The 16,070-nt window shown below is 74.1% G+C and carries 14 protein-coding genes; 6 read left to right on the forward strand and 8 right to left on the reverse strand.

Annotated features, from left to right (window positions below; all coding sequences use genetic code 11):
• The first annotated feature begins 70 nt into the window (after window positions 1-70).
• Window positions 71-1,672 carry an IucA/IucC family protein gene (locus tag PV410_RS30340; RefSeq protein ID WP_500328954.1) on the forward strand — a complete coding sequence of 534 codons (1,602 nt, stop codon included), beginning with the start codon at window positions 71-73 and terminating at the stop codon, window positions 1,670-1,672.
• On the opposite strand, the gene PV410_RS30345 is transcribed toward PV410_RS30340, so the two are convergent.
• The 4 genes from PV410_RS30345 to PV410_RS30360 form a co-directional block, all read right to left on the reverse strand.
• Window positions 1,621-2,394 carry a peptidoglycan-binding domain-containing protein gene (locus PV410_RS30345; RefSeq protein ID WP_500328955.1) on the reverse strand — a complete coding sequence of 258 codons (774 nt, stop codon included), beginning with the start codon at window positions 2,392-2,394 and terminating at the stop codon, window positions 1,621-1,623. The genes PV410_RS30340 and PV410_RS30345 overlap by 52 nt on opposite strands.
• Window positions 2,391-3,344 (reverse strand): hypothetical protein, encoded by a 954-nt coding sequence (locus PV410_RS30350; protein WP_500328956.1) that lies wholly within the window; start codon window positions 3,342-3,344, stop codon window positions 2,391-2,393. The genes PV410_RS30345 and PV410_RS30350 overlap by 4 nt, the downstream gene beginning before the upstream one ends.
• A gap of 76 nt (window positions 3,345-3,420) precedes the next feature.
• Window positions 3,421-4,899: a dihydrolipoyl dehydrogenase family protein gene (locus tag PV410_RS30355; protein WP_500328957.1), complete on the reverse strand. Its 1,479-nt coding sequence runs from the start codon at window positions 4,897-4,899 to the stop codon at window positions 3,421-3,423.
• 258 nt (window positions 4,900-5,157) lie between these two features.
• Window positions 5,158-7,692, reverse strand: coding sequence for a SpoIIE family protein phosphatase (locus PV410_RS30360; protein WP_500328958.1), 2,535 nt, complete (start codon window positions 7,690-7,692; stop codon window positions 5,158-5,160).
• A gap of 229 nt (window positions 7,693-7,921) precedes the next feature.
• Between PV410_RS30360 and PV410_RS30365 the strand changes: the two genes are divergently transcribed.
• Both PV410_RS30365 and PV410_RS30370 read left to right on the forward strand, forming a co-directional pair.
• Window positions 7,922-8,362, forward strand: coding sequence for an OsmC family protein (locus PV410_RS30365; RefSeq protein ID WP_499512309.1), 441 nt, complete (start codon window positions 7,922-7,924; stop codon window positions 8,360-8,362).
• Between the two features lie 133 nt (window positions 8,363-8,495).
• Window positions 8,496-9,137 (forward strand): TetR/AcrR family transcriptional regulator, encoded by a 642-nt coding sequence (locus PV410_RS30370; protein ID WP_500328959.1) that lies wholly within the window; start codon window positions 8,496-8,498, stop codon window positions 9,135-9,137.
• Window positions 9,138-9,231: 94 nt separating this feature from the next.
• On the opposite strand, the gene PV410_RS30375 is transcribed toward PV410_RS30370, so the two are convergent.
• A complete protein-coding gene (locus tag PV410_RS30375; protein ID WP_500328960.1) occupies window positions 9,232-9,540 on the reverse strand; it encodes a GNAT family N-acetyltransferase in 309 nt (102 codons plus the stop codon).
• Window positions 9,537-9,806 carry a DUF2630 family protein gene (locus tag PV410_RS30380; RefSeq protein WP_500328961.1) on the reverse strand — a complete coding sequence of 90 codons (270 nt, stop codon included), beginning with the start codon at window positions 9,804-9,806 and terminating at the stop codon, window positions 9,537-9,539. The genes PV410_RS30375 and PV410_RS30380 overlap by 4 nt, the downstream gene beginning before the upstream one ends.
• Before the next feature lie 186 nt (window positions 9,807-9,992).
• Between PV410_RS30380 and PV410_RS30385 the strand changes: the two genes are divergently transcribed.
• The 3 genes from PV410_RS30385 to PV410_RS30395 all read left to right on the forward strand — a co-directional run bounded on the left by PV410_RS30385 (window position 9,993) and on the right by PV410_RS30395 (window position 14,098).
• Window positions 9,993-11,516, forward strand: a complete 1,524-nt coding sequence (locus tag PV410_RS30385; protein ID WP_500328962.1) for an MFS transporter — start codon at window positions 9,993-9,995, stop codon at window positions 11,514-11,516.
• Between the two features lie 274 nt (window positions 11,517-11,790).
• Window positions 11,791-12,987 (forward strand): MarP family serine protease, encoded by a 1,197-nt coding sequence (locus tag PV410_RS30390; protein WP_500328963.1) that lies wholly within the window; start codon window positions 11,791-11,793, stop codon window positions 12,985-12,987.
• Window positions 12,988-13,192: 205 nt separating this feature from the next.
• Window positions 13,193-14,098 carry a DMT family transporter gene (locus tag PV410_RS30395; RefSeq protein WP_500328964.1) on the forward strand — a complete coding sequence of 302 codons (906 nt, stop codon included), beginning with the start codon at window positions 13,193-13,195 and terminating at the stop codon, window positions 14,096-14,098.
• A 67-nt stretch (window positions 14,099-14,165) separates the two neighbouring features.
• On the opposite strand, the gene PV410_RS30400 is transcribed toward PV410_RS30395, so the two are convergent.
• Together PV410_RS30400 and PV410_RS30405 are read right to left on the reverse strand one after the other, a co-directional pair.
• Entirely contained in the window at window positions 14,166-15,239 is a 1,074-nt protein-coding gene (locus PV410_RS30400) for a glycerophosphodiester phosphodiesterase family protein (protein WP_500328965.1), read from the reverse strand.
• A 139-nt stretch (window positions 15,240-15,378) separates the two neighbouring features.
• Entirely contained in the window at window positions 15,379-16,029 is a 651-nt protein-coding gene (locus PV410_RS30405) for an HAD family acid phosphatase (RefSeq protein WP_500328966.1), read from the reverse strand.
• Between the last annotated feature and the right edge of the window lie 41 nt (window positions 16,030-16,070).

A 16,070-nucleotide genomic window follows, 5' to 3' on the forward strand; every position in this document is an offset into this window, starting at 1 on the left:
GGTCCCTACCCTACGAGGAGGCGGCCGACCGTGCATCGACCAGGGCACCGACCAGCGGGAACGAGCCGTCGTGGGTGACGCCTGGGACCGCGCCGAGGCGCTCTCCGCGACGGCCCTGCTGAACTGCCTGCTGCGCGAGCTCGCCGAGGCCGCGGGCGAGGACGGGGGCCGTCCGGTCCACCGGCTGCCCGCGACCGGCCGGCTGCTGCGGGTGCGGGCCGGGCGCCATCCCGCCGGGCCCGAGCTGCGCGCCGGGGACGGCTGGCGGCCGCTCCCGCTGGAGGCGCTGGTCGACGTCGCCGCCGCGGAGCTCACCGCGCGCACCGGTGTCGCGGGCACCGGGCTGCCCGCCGAGATCGGCGACAGCCGCGACGTGCTCGCCGCCCTGCTGGAGGCCCGCGAGCACGCGCCGCCGCCCGCCGATCCGTACCTGCGCTCCGAGCAGGCCCTGGTGGCCGGCCACCGCCACCACCCCGCCCCCAAGACCCGCGGCGGCGGCCCGCCGGAGAGCTGGCTGCGGTACGCGCCGGAGGCGCACACGAGCTTCCCGCTCACGCTGCTCGCGGTCCGGGCGGACCTGCTGGCCGGTGAGGGCGACACCTCGGTGCTCGACCGGCTGTACCCGGACGTCCCCGAGGGCTACCGGGTCCTGCCCGCGCACCCCTGGCAGCTGGCCCTGCTGGGCGGCCTCCCCGCGTTCCGGGACGGACGTCTGCTGCGTCTGGGGCACACCGCCGTACCGGCCGTGCCGACGGCGTCCCTGCGGACGGTCTACCTGCCGGACGCCGACCTCTTCCTGAAGTTCAGCCTCGACGTGCGGATCACCAACGACATCCGCCGGCTGTGGCGGCACGACCTGCGCTGGCTCGGGCCGGTGGACGAGGTGCTGCGCGCGGTACCGGAGGCGGACGTCCTGTCCGACCGCGGCTACCGGACCGCCGACCTGGGCGGCCGGGACGCGTTCGAGGGGCTGGCCGTGCTCGTCCGGGACGGCTTCGGGGAGCACCTGCGCCCCGGGCTGACCCCGCTGCTCGCGGCGGCCGTCGCCGAGGGGTACGAGGGCAGCCCGCTCGCCGCGCCGGGCCTGACCGTGGACGGCGCGCTGGCCTGGTGGGAGGCGTACCTGCGGCAGGTCGTGCCACCGGTGCTGCACGCGTACCTCCGGCACGGTGCGGTGCTGGAGTGCCACCTGCAGAACGTGCTCGTCGCCGTGGACGCCGACGGCGTGCCCGGCCAGGCGCTCTTCCGCGACCACGAGGGCGTCAAGCTGGTCGAGGAGCGGCACCACGAGCTGCTCGGCCGCCACGCACGTCCGGACGCGCCCGGGCCCGGCGTGGACGCCGCCCACGGCTGGGAACGGCTGGTCTACTGCCTCGTCACCAACAACCTGCTGGAGATCGCGGGCGCGGTCGCCGAACGCCACCCGGAGCTCACGCCGGTGCTGTGGGCGCGGGCCCGGGCGTTCCTCGTGGAGTGGGCGGCCGGTCAGGGGGACCCGGCGCCCGTGCGGGAGCTGCTCGCCGCCCCGTACATCCCCGCGAAGACCAACCTGCTGCTGCGCTGGACCGGCGCGGACGGCGCCGCCGCCCGCTACCTGCCGCTGCCGAACCCGCTGCGGCCTCAGGGCGCCGTGGTGACCGACTCCAGCGAACGGCGCGTGGCGGGGCCGTAGAACCCGGAGGTGTCGCCCGTGACGCCGTAGCCCATCTGGTACCGCTGGACGGCGTACTTGACGCCGCCGTCGTACTTGCCGTCGGCCGGACCGTCGTAGAGCTGGACCTGGGTGAGCCGCTGCTGCAGCGCCACGACCTCGGGGCCGCGCGAACCGGGCTTGAGCACCGCGCCGGAACCGGCGGTCGCGGTGCCGGTGGTGCCGCCCGGGGCGGCGGTCGCGGTGCCCGTGGCGGAGGCCCGTGGCAGGGTGCCGGACGCGGAACCGGAGCCGGAGGCGGACAGGGAGGCCTCGCCCGCGCCCGTGCGCGCCGACGGGACCGGGGCGCCGCGCGAGGGCTCCGCGGTGCCGTCGGAGTCCGGCAGGGTGGGCAGCGCGAGCCGCGGCGGCGAGGTGCTCGGATCGGGCAGCGCGCGGTCGGCCCCGCCCGGACCGGTGACAAGGTGCCCGAGCAGGGCCAGGACACCGACGCCGGCGACCGCCCCGGCCACGGTGACGACGGCCCGCAGGCGTAGTCGCCGGGAGCGGGCCGCCCCGCCGCGCGCCCTGCGGTGCCCGCCCGCCGGGTGCGGTACCCGCGGCGGCTCCTGCGGGTCGCCGGGGCCACCGCCCGTGCCGTGCTGCGTGTCGGGGAACAGTTCGGCGTAGTCGGGCGCGGGCCCCTCGGGGCCCACGCCTATCAGCGGTCTGACGGTCGTCCCGCCCGGCCGGCCGTCGTTCATCTCTCCTCGCCCGCCTGGTCGGGCACGAGGCGTTCGAGGACGTCCTGGAACTCCTCGCCGACGGTGATCAGCAGCCCGTCGCCGTCCTTCCGGCTGAGCTGGGTCAGCACGCCGTCCCGCCACCAGTAGACGTGCGGGCTGATGGGGCCCACCGCGTCCTCGTGGCCCGCCGCCGCGAAACCCGCCATGCCGTTGAGCGCCGGGATGACGCCGCTGTCACGGATGGCGTGGAAGGCCAGCTGGTGCCGGAACGGCATGGCCACCAGCGCCCCGTCGGCGGTCAGCGGCTCCCCGGTGACCCGTTCCACCAGCTCGTCCAGGACCAGCACCCGGGCGGCGGTGAAGAAGGAGTCCCCGACGAGGACGTCGAAGCGCACGTCGGCGTGCCGGACCACCTCGTGCCGTTCCACCGGCAGGTCGCGCAGGTTGAGCAGGGCGCGGCCGCGCAGCTCACGGGCGTCGCCGAGCGGGACCAGGGCGTGGTCGGCGAGCGTCATCACGCTCTCCGGGAGGTCCAGGGCGAGCACCTCCAGCAGCCCGGGCGCGGCGATCCGGGCGTAGCGGAAGGTCTCCGGGTCGATCGCCTCGGGGGTGACCAGACGCGGGTAGAGCCGTTCGCGGATCTCCTCGGCGGGCAGGGTCTCCAGCGGCGAGGGCCCGTCGAGGGTGCGCAGCACCGCACCGATGTGCTCCCGCGCCAGCAGCGGCCACACGCGCGGGCCGCGCCGGTCGTTGTGGCACAGCGCGGCGAGGTTGCCGAGCCCGAAGCGACGGCCGGAGTCGTCGGTCACCATGTCCGCGAAGACCGTGACCTCCAGCCCGAGTTCGGCGAACGACTCGCGCACGATCGCGCGGAAGCGCGCGCCCTCGTCCACCGAGAAGAAGGCGTACTCGGGGTCGCGGGGTGCGTCCCGCTGGTCACGCTTCGGCCCGCGCCGGAAAATCCCCACCTCAGCTGTCCCCTCGACCTGGACTCGACGAGCAGGGCGCGATCCTATCGGCAGGCGCCCGGGGCCGCCGTCTCCGTCAGCCTTCGCCGTCCGGCGCGTCCCGGTAGGTCTCCAGCAGCCGCAGCCACACCTCGCTCATCGTGGGGAAGGCCGGTACGGCGTGCCACAGCCGTTCCAGCGGCACCTCGCCGGCGACGGCGATGGTGGCGGAGTGCAGCAGTTCGCCGACCGACGGGCCGACGAAGGTGACGCCGACGAGGTGACCCCGGTCCAGGTCGACGACGGCACGCGCCTTGCCCTTGTACCCGTCGGCGTACAGCCCGGCTCCGGAGACGTTGCCGATGTCGTAGTCCACGACCTTGACGCGGCGGCCCTCCCGCTCGGCCTGCTCGGCGGTGATGCCGACGGCGGCGGCCTCGGGTTCGGTGAAGACGACCTGGGGGACGGCGACGTTGTCGGCGGTGGCCGCGTGCCGGCCCCAGGGGGCGGTGTCCAGGGGTTCCCCCATGGCGCGGGCGGCGATGGCGGCGCCGGCGATACGGCCCTGGTACTTGCCCTGGTGGGTGAGGAGGGCGCGGTGGTTGGTGTCGCCCGCGCAGTACAGCCAGCCGCCCTCGACGTCCTTGACCAGGCAGGTGTCGTCGACGTCCAGCCACGACCCGGGGGTCAGGCCGACCGTCTCCAGGCCCAGGGCGTCGGTGTGCGGGACGCGGCCGGTGGCGAACAGGACCTCGTCGGTGACGAGTTCCGACCCGTCCGAGAGCGCCAGGGTGATCGGCCCGGACTCCGACGCCCTCCGCAGTTCGGTGACCGACACGCCGGTGCGGATGTCCACCCCGGCGGCGCGCATCCCGTCCGCGACGAGCTCGCCCACGAACGGCTCCCAGCGGGGCAGCAGCCCGGAGCCGCGGACCAGCACGGTCACCTCGGAGCCGAGCGACCGCCAGGCGGTCGCCATCTCGACGCAGACGACGCCTCCGCCGACCACCACGAGCCGCCCCGGCACCTCGGGGGAACTGGTGGCGTCGCGGCTGGTCCACACGTGGTCGTCGGCGATGCCGGGCAGGTCGGGCAGTTGCGCGCGGGTACCGGTGCAGACCGCCACGGCGTGCCGGGCGACCAGGACGCGCGCGCCGCCGTCCGGGGTGTCGACCACGACCCGGCGCGGGCCGTCGAGCCGGCCGCGCCCCCGGACGAGGTCGATGCCGGCCGAGTCCAGCCAGCCCACCGCCCCGTCGTCCTTCCAGTTCCCCGTCCACCAGTCGCGCCGGGCCAGCACCGCGGCGGCGTCGAGCCGCCCGCCGGCCGCCTCTCGTGCCCCCGCGACCGCCCGCGCCGCGTCCAGGGCGGCCTGCGGGCGCAGCAGCGCCTTGCTGGGGATGCACGCCCAGTAGGAGCACTCGCCGCCGACCAGTTCCGCCTCGACCACCACGGTGGTCAGTCCGGCCTGCCTGGTGCGGTCGGCGAGGTTCTCCCCGGTGGGGCCCGCGCCGATGACGATGACGTCGTAGGTGTCCGTGCTCGCGTTCGTGCTGCTGTCTGCCGCCGTGGTCATGGTCCCACCGTAGGCAACACCGCGTCCGCGCACAGCCGGAACCAGCGTGTCCCGCCGCTTCACCCGTACGGCGAGGGGCGTCCCCGCCGTGGTGACCGGCCCCAGGGGCGGGACGGGCGGCGGCGCCGGGAGCGCGCTTCGTGGACATCGCCCGGGGCGCATGGGGAGCGGGATCCCGCGCGACTGGTGGGCCATCAGGGCGAGGCCGCAGGCGGCGCCCGAGGGTGCCGGCGTCCGCGGCCGCCGGTCGGGGCAGCTTCAGGCGGGCAGTTGCTGCTCCGTCCAGATGACCTTGCCCCGTTCGGTGTAGCGGGTGCCCCAGCGCCGGCAGAGCTGGGCGACGAGGAAGATCCCGCGGCCGCCCTCGTCGGTGGTGGCCGCGCGGCGGAGCCGGGGGGAGGTGCCGCTGGCGTCGGCGACCTCGAAGACCAGCGCCCGATCGCGCAGCAGCCTGGCCTGCACGGGGCCGGCGCCGTGGCGGATGGCGTTGGTGATCAGCTCGCTGGCGATCAGCTCGGTGGTGAAGCTGAGCTCGTCGAGGCCCCAGGCGCGCAGCCGGCGGGTGATCGCGGAGCGGAGCGCGGAGACGGCCGCGGGGTCGTCGGGGACGTCCCAGCAGGCGACCTGACGCTCGTCCAGGGACCGGGTGCGGGCGACGAGCAGGACGACGTCGTCGGCGGAGGGGGCGGGGCGCAGCGCGGCCTCGAGCGCCGCGCAGACCTCCTCCGGCGGGCAGCCCCGCGGGACGGCGGTGAGGGCGCGGCCGAGCCGGCGCATCCCGGTGTCCGGGTCGAGGTGGCGGCCCTCGATGAGGCCGTCGGTGTACAGGACGAGGCCGCTGCCCTCGGGGACCGCGAACTCGGCGGACTCGAAGGGGAGTCCGCCCAGGCCCAGGGGCGGCCCGGCGGGCAGGTCGGGGAAGCGCACCTCGCCGTCCGGGGCGAGCAGCGCGGGCGGCGGATGGCCGGCCCGGGCCAGCTGGCAGCGCCGTGCGACCGGGTCGTAGACCGCGTAGAGGCAGGTCGCGCCGGCGAGGCCGGGACCGGCGCCGCTCTCGTCGTCGAGGCGGACGACGAGGTCGTCCAGGCGGCCAAGCAGCTCGTCCGGGGGCAGGTCGAGGGCGGAGAAGTTGTGCACGGCGGTGCGCAGCCGGCCCATGGCGGCGGCGGCGTGGATCCCGTGCCCGACGACGTCACCGACGACCAGGGCCACCCGCGCGCCGGAGAGCGGGATGACGTCGAACCAGTCGCCGCCGACCCGGCCGCGCGCCGCGGGGAGGTAGCGGTGGGCGACGTCCACGGCGTGCTGCTCCGGTACGCCGTGGGGGAGCAGGCTGCGCTGGAGTTCGAGGGCGAGGTGGTGCTCGCGGGTGAAGAGCCGCGCGTTGTCGATGCAGACGGCGGCGCGGGCGGCGAGGTCGCGGGCGAGGGTGAGGTCGTCCTCGGCGAACGGTTCCGTCCGCGCGGCGCGTTGGAAGGTGGCGACGCCCAGCAGGGTGTCGCGGGCGCGCAGGGGGACGGCGAGGACGGCGCTCGGCTCGCCGTCGGGGCCCGGGGTGGTGTCGCGGACCGCGGAGCCGCCGTACAGCGCTCTGGCCTGGGGGCTGTCCGGGGCGAGGCGAATCGGTTCGCCCCTGGCGTACGGGCCGTGGCCGCGGGCCGCGCCGTCCGTCGCCACCCGGCGCAGCTCCGCCCCGGGGGCACCGGGGGCACCGGGGGCCGTGCCGTCCAGGACGGGGCAGTACAGGTCGACGGTCGCGTGGTCGGCGAACCGGGGCACGGCGGCCTCGACGATCTCGCGGGCGGTGCGGGCGACGTCGAGGGTGGTGCCGATCCGCAGGGCGGCGTCGCTGAGCAGTTCCAGGCGGCGGCGCGCGGCGACGGCCAGGCGGCCGACCCCCGGCTCGCCGACCAGCAGCGGGCGGCTCGCGGCCCCGCCCGGGGCGTTGCCGCGCGCGCCGGCGTCCCCGGGCACGCTGACCTCCACGACGGCGCCGCCCGCGAGGGGCCGGCACAGCAGATGGGCCGTGCGGCCGTGGGAGAGGGGGAGTTCGAGCGCCTCCCGCCGTCCGGCGGCGATCAGCCCGGCCGCGGTCTCGGCGAGCACCGACTCGTCCCCGTCGGTGAGCCCGGCCGGCGGGCCGACGCCGGGGATGTGCCCCACGCCGTCGAGCCGCAGGGGGGCGGCCGCGGCGCCGCGGTGCTCGGCGGTCAGGTAGCCCTGCAGCAGGGCGCGTTCGCGCTCCCCGCACTCCTCCAGGAGCCGCTGCTCGATGGCGAGGGCGCAGCCGCGGGCGAGTTCGGCCATGAGGGGGTGCGCGTCGCCGTACAGGCTGGTGAGGTCGAGCACGCCCTCCACCCGGCCGCTGAGGGGGTGGCGGACGGGCACGCCGAAGCAGGTGAAGCCGCGCAGGGCGGCGGAGAAGTGCTCCTCGCCGGAGACGCGGACGGGGTGCCGGGCGGCCAGGGCGGTGCCGATGCCGTTGGTCCCGGCGTCGAGTTCGTGGTAGCTGAAGCCCGGGGCGAGCCGGACCCGGTCAAGGGCGGGCAGCAGCGGCGGCTCGGCGGCCCGGCGGTCGATCACCAGCCCCCGGTCGTCGGTGAGCAGGACGGCGGTACGGGTGCCGGAGAGCGTGCCGGCGAGCCGGTCGAGGACCGGACCGGCGGCCCGGACCAGTGCCCCGGTGGGGTCGACGTCGTCGGTGTACGGGACCTCGAGCCGTTCGGGGTCGAGGCCGGCGGTCTGACAGCGCTCCCACGAAGCGAGGATGGGTACCCGCACGGATTCGACCACCAGGCTCACTCCTTGACGTCCGCGTCCCAGGTCCCGAACGTAGGGCGGCGGCACGGCGACAGGGGGCGGGTCGGTGAAATCCCTGCGTACAGCCACCCTTGTGGGTGACGGCCCGTTTGACAGGGGGCAACACGACCGTCACGGCGGGGGAGATCGCTTCGCGAAGCGGCGCGCGGTGGTGAAGACTTGGACCCGCCGCAGCCGTACGCCGTACTTGGGAGGATCCACCATGTCCACCACGCCGCACTCCACCACGCGGGTCGCGCACACCGTCTGGGACGGCAGTCTGACGGAGGGCAGCGGGGTCGTGACCCTCGACTCCTCCGGCATCGGGGAGTACCCGGTGACCTGGGTCGCCCGTTCCCAGGAGCCGGGCGGGAAGACCAGCCCCGAGGAGCTCATCGCCGCCGCCCACTCCAGCTGCTTCTCGATGGCCCTGTCGGCCGGCCTGGGCAAGGCGGGCACCCCGCCGACCCGGCTGCGCACGCAGGCCGACGTCACCTTCAAGCCGGGCACCGGGATCACCGGCATCCACCTGACCGTCGAGGGCGAGGTGCCCGGGATCGACGAGGCGGAGTTCGTCAAGGCGGCCGAGGATGCCAAGGCGAACTGCCCGGTGAGCAAGGCGCTCGCGGGCACGGAGATCACGCTCACGGCCTCGCTGGCCTGACGCCGCGCGGCGCCGGCGCGTGAGCCGGACCGTGTGCACCGCCCATCGAAACGTTTCGGTTTCGGTGGGCGGTGCCATATTGTCGTTGGGATACGAAACCGTTTCGCAGGGGACGAGAGACGGAGCACGGAACATGACGACCGACGCGAGCGCACCGGCGCGCCGCACCCGGCTGACGCCCGAGCGGGAGCAGGAGCTGTACGGCGCGGTGATCGACCTGCTGCGCGAGGTCGGGTACGACGCGCTGACGATGGACGCGGTCGCCACCCGCACCCGGTCCAGCAAGGCCACCCTCTACCGGCAGTGGAAGAGCAAGCCGGAGCTGGTCGTGACCGCGCTCAGGTGCACCAAGCCGGTGCACGTGGAGAACGTGGACACCGGTTCGCTCCCCGGCGACCTGCACGAGCTCGCCGACCGCATCGGCGACGGCTCGGACGTGGACACCCCGCTGATCCGGGGCCTGGCCCACGCCTCCGCCACCAACCCCGACCTCGCCGAGGCGATGCGCCAGCACCTGATCGAGCCCGAGCTCACCGGGGTGCGGCAGCTGCTGGGGCGGGCCGCCGACCGGGGGGAGATCGACGCGGCCGTCCCCGCGGCCGAGTTCATGCCGCACATGATGCTCGGCGCCGTGATCACCCGCCGCCTGCTGGAGGACGTGGAGGTCGACGCCGCCTTCATGCACCGCTACATCGACGCGGTGGTGCTGCCGGCGCTCGGCATCGGACCCGGTCGCGGCACGGCGCCTCGCTGCGTTGGCGAATCGTCCGAGTAGCCCACGACGAGGGCGCCTCTCCGCCGTGCGATGTACCGCACCAGACCCCGCGGGGCCCGCCCTCCGGGCGGCCGGCACTGCTTTGACGACAGGCCTAGTCGCTGACCGTGCTGCGCGGCCGGTACTCCAGGTCCTCGTACTCGGGGTGGTGCGCGATCCAGCCCGCGATGAACGGGCAGGCCGCCAGCACGCTCTGGCCGTGCTCCCGCGCCTCGTCCAGCGCGTGGCGGGCGAGCGCGGAACCCACGCCCCGGCCCTCGAACTCCGGGTCCACCTCGGTGTGCAGGAAGGCGATCATCTCGGGGGTGCGGATGTACGTGGCGAAGCCCGCCAGCCTGCCGCCGACGTGCGCCTCGTAGCGTCGCGCGCCGGGAGTGTCCGTCACCTGTGCGTCGCTCTTCACGACTGGTAGCCCTCCACGGTGTGCGAGGGGCGCACCTTCGCCTCGCCCGGGTCCCCGCCCGCCTCGGTCTTGGCGCGGCGCTGGCGGAGCAGGTCCCAGCACTGGTCGAGCTCGCGCTCCAGTTCGTCGAGCCGGGCCTGCTCGGTCCCGCTGTCCACCCGCCCCTCGCTGAGGAGCTCGCGCAGGGTCCGCTCGTCGGAGACCATCGCGCTGATCCGTTCCAGGATCGCCCTCTCGGGGCGATCTCCCGCGTGCTGCTCGGCCACGGCCGCACCTCCTCGGTCCTCGGCTCCCACTCTAGGCAGCCGGTTGCGCCCCTGCGATCGAAACACTTGCGTTTCGATAAGGCGGGCCCTAGTCTCGACGTGTACGAAACGGTTTCGTATCTCGTCGGGTTCCCGGCGTCCCGACCCCTCCCTGCCCTCCCCGTGACCGACTGGAGCGCGTCCCGCATGTCCCAGAGCACCGCCGAGCCGAAGGCCGGCACCGGCGCACCCCCCGTGGGGGCCGAGACGAAGGCGCCCGACGCCCCGGCGGCGCAGCGCTGGTGGGTCCTCGCCGTCATCGGCATCGCCCAGCTGATGGTCGTGCTCGACGCGACCATCGTGAACATCGCCCTCCCCTCCGCCCAGGCCGACCTGGGCTTCACCGACGGCAACCGGCAGTGGATCGTCACCGCCTACGCCCTCGCCTTCGGCAGCCTGCTGCTGCTCGGCGGCCGGATCGCGGACCTCTTCGGCCGCAAGACCGCCTTCCTCGTCGGCGTCGCGGGCTTCGCCGGGGCCTCCGCGCTCGGCGGCGCCGCCGGCAGCTTCGAGATGCTGGTGACCGCCCGGGCCCTGCAGGGAGCCTTCGGGGCGCTCCTCGCACCCGCCGCGCTCTCGCTGCTCACCACGACCTTCACCGACGCCAGGGAACGCGCCCGCGCCTTCGGCATCTACGGCGCCATCGCCGGCTCCGGGGCGGCCGTCGGCCTGCTGCTCGGCGGGGTGCTGACCGAGTACCTGAACTGGCGCTGGACCCTCTACGTCAACCTGGCCTTCGCGCTGGTCGCCTTCCTCGGCGGCGCGGCCCTGCTGCGGCGGGCGAGCCGCCGTCCCGGCGCGACGATCGACCTGCCCGGCACCGTGCTGGTCTCCGCGGGGCTGTTCGCCGTCGTCTTCGGCTTCTCCAACGCCGAGAGCCACGACTGGAGCTCGCCGCAGGTGTGGGGCTGCCTGGCCGCGGGCGCGCTGCTGCTGGCCGCCTTCGCCTGGTGGCAGACCCGGGCGCGGCACCCGCTGCTGCCGCTGCGCGTGCTGCTGGACCGCAACCGGGGCGCCTCCTTCGCCGCCTCGCTGGTCTCCAGCGCCGGCATGTTCGCGGTCTTCCTCTTCCTCACCTACTATCTGCGGCTCACCCTCGGCTACTCCTCGGTGCGGACGGGCCTGGCCTTCCTCCCACTGGTCGGCGCCCTGATGGTCGGCGCCCAGGTCGCCACCACCGTGCTGGTGCCCCGGGTGGGCCCGAAGCCCGTGGTGCCGGCCGGTTTCGGCCTCGCGGCGGCGGGCCTGGCCTGGCTGACCGGGCTCGGCCTGGACAGCGGCTACGCGGCCGACGTGCTGCCGCCGCTGCTGGTGATCGGCCTGGGCATGGGCCTGATCTTCCCGCCCGCGATGAACCTGGCCACCACCGGTGTCGGCGCCGAGGACGCGGGTGTCGCCTCCGCCGCCGTCAACGCCATGCAGCAGGTCGGCGGCTCGATCGGCACCGCGCTGCTGAACACCCTGGCCACCGGTGCCGCCACCGACTACGCCCTGGCCCACCGCACCGATCCGCTGGTGAAGGCGCAGGCCGCGCTGGAGGGCTACGCGACGGCCTACTGGTGGGCCGCGGCCTTCTTCGCGGCCGGCCTGGTGATCAGCTTCCTGCTCTACCGGCGTGGAATTCCTGCTCAGGACGGGAATGCTGAGGCCGCCCCGGTCGTCCACATGTAGGGGGAATGAGCTGCGGGGCCGCCCCTGAGCGGTGGGAAGGTCCCGCACGCGCCGACCCGTGGGGACGGGGTGCGGTGCGACGGAGGGCCCGGTGCCGGCGTCCGTGGTTGCACACGGAAGCCGTGCCGGGCCTTTCCCATGCGATTCCACGGTGATCCGGGGAGCCCGGGGCAGATGTGACGGAATCTGCGTGCGGTGCACCGCAAAAGGGAACCTATGGGCAGTTAATGTGCGTTTTCACTGGTCCACAGGGTTTCGTCGAAAGGCCCCTCGGTTGAACCTGCTCGACCTCCTGCTGCTGGTGCTGACCGTCGCCTACGCCGTCGCCGGCTTCCGGCGCGGACTGGTCGTGGGCTGCATCTCGCTCGCGGGCTTCCTCGGCGGTGCGGTGGTCGGCGTGTGGCTGCTGCCGTACGTGCTGCAGTACGTCGAGTCGGGCACGCCACGGGCGACGCTGGTCGCGCTGCTGACCGTCCTGGTGCCCGCGGCCGGCGGGCACGCCCTCGCCTCCGGGGTCGCCTGGAAGGTGCGGACGGGTCTGGACTGGGGCCCGCTGCGCTGGCTCGACGGGGTGGGCGGCGCGGTGGCGAACGCCGTGGCCGTGCTGCTGGTCGCCTGGGTGGCCGCGAGCGTGCTGGTGACGTCCTCCTCCAGCGTGCTGGCGCAGTCGATCCGCGGGTCCGAGGTGCTCGGCGCGGTCCAGGACACCATGCCCCGGCAGGCACCCACCTGGTTCAGCAGGGCGACCAGCGCACTGGCCGAGGCCGGGTTCCCGCAGGTGTTCAACCCCTTCGAGTCCGAGCCCGTCAACGGGGTGCCCGCGCCCTCCGGGGACAACGTCACCACCGCCGCGGCCGGCGCGGCCGCGCGCAGCACCGTCAAGATCGAGGGCGTCGCCTTCGTGGACGGCCGCCGTCAGGGCCAGGAGGGCACCGGTTTCGTCTTCGCCGACGAGCACGTCATGACCAACGCCCACGTGGTGGCCGGGGTGGACGAACCCGCGGTGCAGGTCGGCGGCCTCGGGCGGGCCTACCGGGCCACCGTGGTGCTCTTCGACCCCGGCAAGGACGTCGCCGTCCTGGACGTCCCTGGGCTGGACGCGCCCGCGCTGAGCTTCACCGGCGACGCCGTGAGCGGTGACGGCGCGGTCGTGGCGGGCTACCCGCAGGACGGCGGCCTCGACCTGCGCGCCGCGACGGTGGCCGGCCGCATCCGCGCCACCGGCCAGGACATCTACGGCGACGGAACGGTCACCCGCGACATCTACCAGGTCCGGTCCGTGGTGCGCCCCGGCAACTCCGGCGGCCCGCTGCTGGACACCTCCGGACGTGTCTACGGGGTGGTCTTCGCCCGCTCCACCGCCGACTCCACGACGGGCTACGTGCTGACCGCCGACGAGGTGCGCTCCGACGCGCTGCGCGGGGCGCGCGCCACGGAGCCGGTGGACACCGGCGACCGGGCCGCGCTGTGACGGCCGCGCTGTGACGGCCGCGCTGTGACGGCCGCGCGGTGACCGCCGGACCGCGGCGGGCCTCCGCATACGTTCGACGTTAGACTTTCCCTTTACGCGGAAAACCGGACGAACCCATCGAAGACATAGAAACCATCGAGCGTCGTCCGGCGCCGAGCCGGACGAGGACGACCGCGGCCGAGCACGCGGGAGTGGTGCCGTTGTCATGATCTCCATCCTCTTCGCCGTCCTCGCGGCCTGCAGCAACGCCTTCGGGACGGTCCTGCAGCGGCGCGCGGTGCTCACCGTCCCCGCCTCGAAGTCGCTGCGCCTGGGCCTGATGAAGGACCTGCTGCGCACCCCGGTCTGGCTCGCCGGCATCCTCGGCGTCATCCTCGCCGCGATCTTCCAGGCCCTGGCGCTGGGTACCGGTTCGCTCGCCGCGGTCCAGCCGGTGTTCATCCTGGAACTGCCGCTGGCCCTGGTGATCGGCGGCATGGTCTTCCACGTGGAGCTGTCCCACAAGGCGTGGGCCAGTGTGGCGTGCATCGCCGGGGGCCTGGCGCTGTTCCTCTTCTCGATGGCGCCCAGCGGTGGGCGGGACCAGGTGCCGGGCATCTGGTGGGTGCCGACGCTGCTGATCGTCGGCGGGCTCGGCGCCGTGCTGGTGCTCGCCGGGCTGCGGCGGCCCACCGGACTGATGCGCGCCGCCTGCCTCGGTGGGGCGGCGGCGGTCGGCAACGCCCTCACGGCCGCGCTGATCAAGTCGTCCATGGACGTCCTGGAGCACCAGGGGATCGCGGCCTGGCTGCTGTCCTGGCAGACCTACGCCTTCGCCGCGGCCGGCGGGTTCTCGTTGTTCCTGCTGGGGACCGCGATGCAGGGGGGACCGCTGATCGCCTCCCAGCCCGCCCTGACGCTCGGCGACGCCGTCGTCGGCTTCTGCCTGGGGGTCGCGCTCTACGGCGAGCAGCCGCGCACCGGCTTCTGGCTGCTGCCCGCGCTGGCGGGGTTCGCGGTCCTCAGTTACGGCGTCTTCGCGATGTCCCGCACCCAGTGCCTGTACAAGTGCGTCCACCCCGAGGAGGACCTGGCCAGCCCGGCCGGGGAACCCGCCGCCTCGACCATGTGAACCGCACGCGGACGCCCCCGGGACCGGCAGCCGGTCCCGGGGGCGTCCGCGTGCAGGGCGCCGCTCGTCAGTGGCGCGGGGCGGGGTACGCCTTGGGCAGGCGCATGCCGCGGTCGGCCATGATCTGCCGGACGTGGTTGGGGTAGTCGGTGATGATGCCGTCGATGCCCATGTCCATCAGGGCCTCGATGGTCGGGTTGTCGTCACAGGTCCACGGGATGACCTTCAGGCCGCGCTCGTGGGCGTCGTCCACCATCTTCCCGGTGACGTAGAACGTGAAGTTCGGGTCGGCGATGGTGCCGTTCTGCGGCATGCCGTAGACCGGGGAGAGCGCCTTGACGCCCGGTATGGCGGCGGCGGCCTTGACGAAGTCGCCGTCGTAGTCGTCGGCGTCGATGCCGCCGAGCCACGGGGAGGCGCCGGGCTTGCCGACCTGGAGGAAGTCGTAGTTGGTGAGCGCCACCAGCGGGTACTTCGGCGCGAGCTTGTGCATCTCGTTCAGGGCGCCCCAGTCGAAGGACTGGATGGTGACCTGCTTCTCGATGCCCGAGCGGTGGATCTCCTCGAAGACCCGGCGCACGAACAGCTCGCGCGGCGCGGTCTGCTCGGGGGCGCCGGCCTCCACCTTGGTCTCGATGTTGAGCTTGACCTTCTTGGCCTTGTAGCTCTTGACCAGGCCCAGGACGTCCTTGAGCTCCACCATGCGGTGGCCCTTGATCTGCTCCTGCTCGGGGAAGCCGGGCAGCTGCTGGTAGCCGCAGTCCATCGTCTTGATCTGGGCCAGCGTCAGGTCCTTGATGTACTTGCCGACGTACGGGTACATCGGGTCGCCCGCCGTCACGGGGCCGGTGTCCTTGCACTTCTGGGCGCTGATCTGGCGGTCGTGGTTGACGACGACCTTCTGGTCCTTGGTGACGTGGGTGTCCAGCTCCAGGGTGCTCACCCCGAGGCGCAGGGCCTTGCCGAAGCCCTCCAGGGACTCCTCGGTGGTCATGCCGATGCCACCGCGGTGGGCCTGCAGGTCGAAGGAGGCCTTGGGGGAGTGGCCGTGGCCGTCGTGGGCCGTGGCCGCCTGGGCGGCGGTGGGGACCACGAGCGCGGGTACGACGGCCAGGGCTGCGATTGCGTGCCGGAGGGACATTTACACCTCGTCTACATCGGACGAACAGGACCTGGTGACGCTAAGCCGCAGGTCGAGCGCGTACGAAGCCCGCGCATGAGGGCATGGTGAACGCCCGGGGAACGATCGTCCCCCGGGCGTGGCCCGGTCACGGACGGTGTCAGTCCAGGAGGCCGTCGTAGTCGGGGAGCTTGAAGGTGCGCTCGGCGTGGCCGCCCACCAGGTCGGTGGTGTTGTTGCCGATGTTCGCGACGATCGTGTATCCGCGCTTCTCGATGGCGGCGCGCTGCGCCGTCTTGTACGCGCTGACCTCGTCGAAGAGGTCCGGGATCGAACGGCCGTAGAGCCCGGCGACCGGGTAGCCCTCGCGGTCGAGGTTGTAGTGCGTGGCCGGGTAGATGAAGTCCGGCCGGGCGGTGACGAAGAAGACGTCCACGCCACGGGAGTCCGCGTACCGGGCGAGGTCACGCGTCGGCGCCACGGCCGGCGGGAACCACCAGTCGAAGTACGTCTCCAGCGCGGTGTTGTCGATGTCCAGCACGATCGCCAGCTTCTCGCCGGGCTTCCGGGCGGCCGTACGGTCCTGGACGTAGGTGTGCGCCTGGTCGATCACCGGGCGCACGTCCCGCAGCCAGGTCTCGTGGCCGACCGAGACGGCGGTGGCGGAGGCCGTGGTGGCCGCCGCCACCGCAACGCCGGTGGGCTCGGAGGCGTGCGCGTCGGCGGGGAGCGCGATGCCGGACACCCCGGCGGCGATGATCGCCGCGACGACGGCGCCGCGTCTCCAGGTGAGGGTTTTGAGGGTTGTCATGCACCGTACGTTCGCTGGTGCGGGTGAGCGGAAACTGGCGT

Source organism: Streptomyces sp. PA03-5A (genome assembly GCF_033792725.1).
GTDB lineage: Bacteria > Actinomycetota > Actinomycetes > Streptomycetales > Streptomycetaceae > Actinacidiphila.

What these genes read in the sequence shown, in the direction of transcription:
- PV410_RS30345 (WP_500328955.1), bottom strand. Translation starts at nt 2,394, where the DNA reads ATGAACGACGGCCGGCCGGGCGGGACGACCGTCAGACCGCTGATAGGC.
- PV410_RS30355 (WP_500328957.1), bottom strand. Translation starts at nt 4,899, where the DNA reads ATGACCACGGCGGCAGACAGCAGCACGAACGCGAGCACGGACACCTAC.
- PV410_RS30365 (WP_499512309.1), top strand. Translation starts at nt 7,922, where the DNA reads ATGTCCACCACGCCGCACTCCACCACGCGGGTCGCGCACACCGTCTGG.
- PV410_RS30370 (WP_500328959.1), top strand. Translation starts at nt 8,496, where the DNA reads ATGACGACCGACGCGAGCGCACCGGCGCGCCGCACCCGGCTGACGCCC.
- PV410_RS30385 (WP_500328962.1), top strand. Translation starts at nt 9,993, where the DNA reads ATGTCCCAGAGCACCGCCGAGCCGAAGGCCGGCACCGGCGCACCCCCC.
- PV410_RS30395 (WP_500328964.1), top strand. Translation starts at nt 13,193, where the DNA reads ATGATCTCCATCCTCTTCGCCGTCCTCGCGGCCTGCAGCAACGCCTTC.
- PV410_RS30400 (WP_500328965.1), bottom strand. Translation starts at nt 15,239, where the DNA reads ATGTCCCTCCGGCACGCAATCGCAGCCCTGGCCGTCGTACCCGCGCTC.
- PV410_RS30405 (WP_500328966.1), bottom strand. Translation starts at nt 16,029, where the DNA reads ATGACAACCCTCAAAACCCTCACCTGGAGACGCGGCGCCGTCGTCGCG.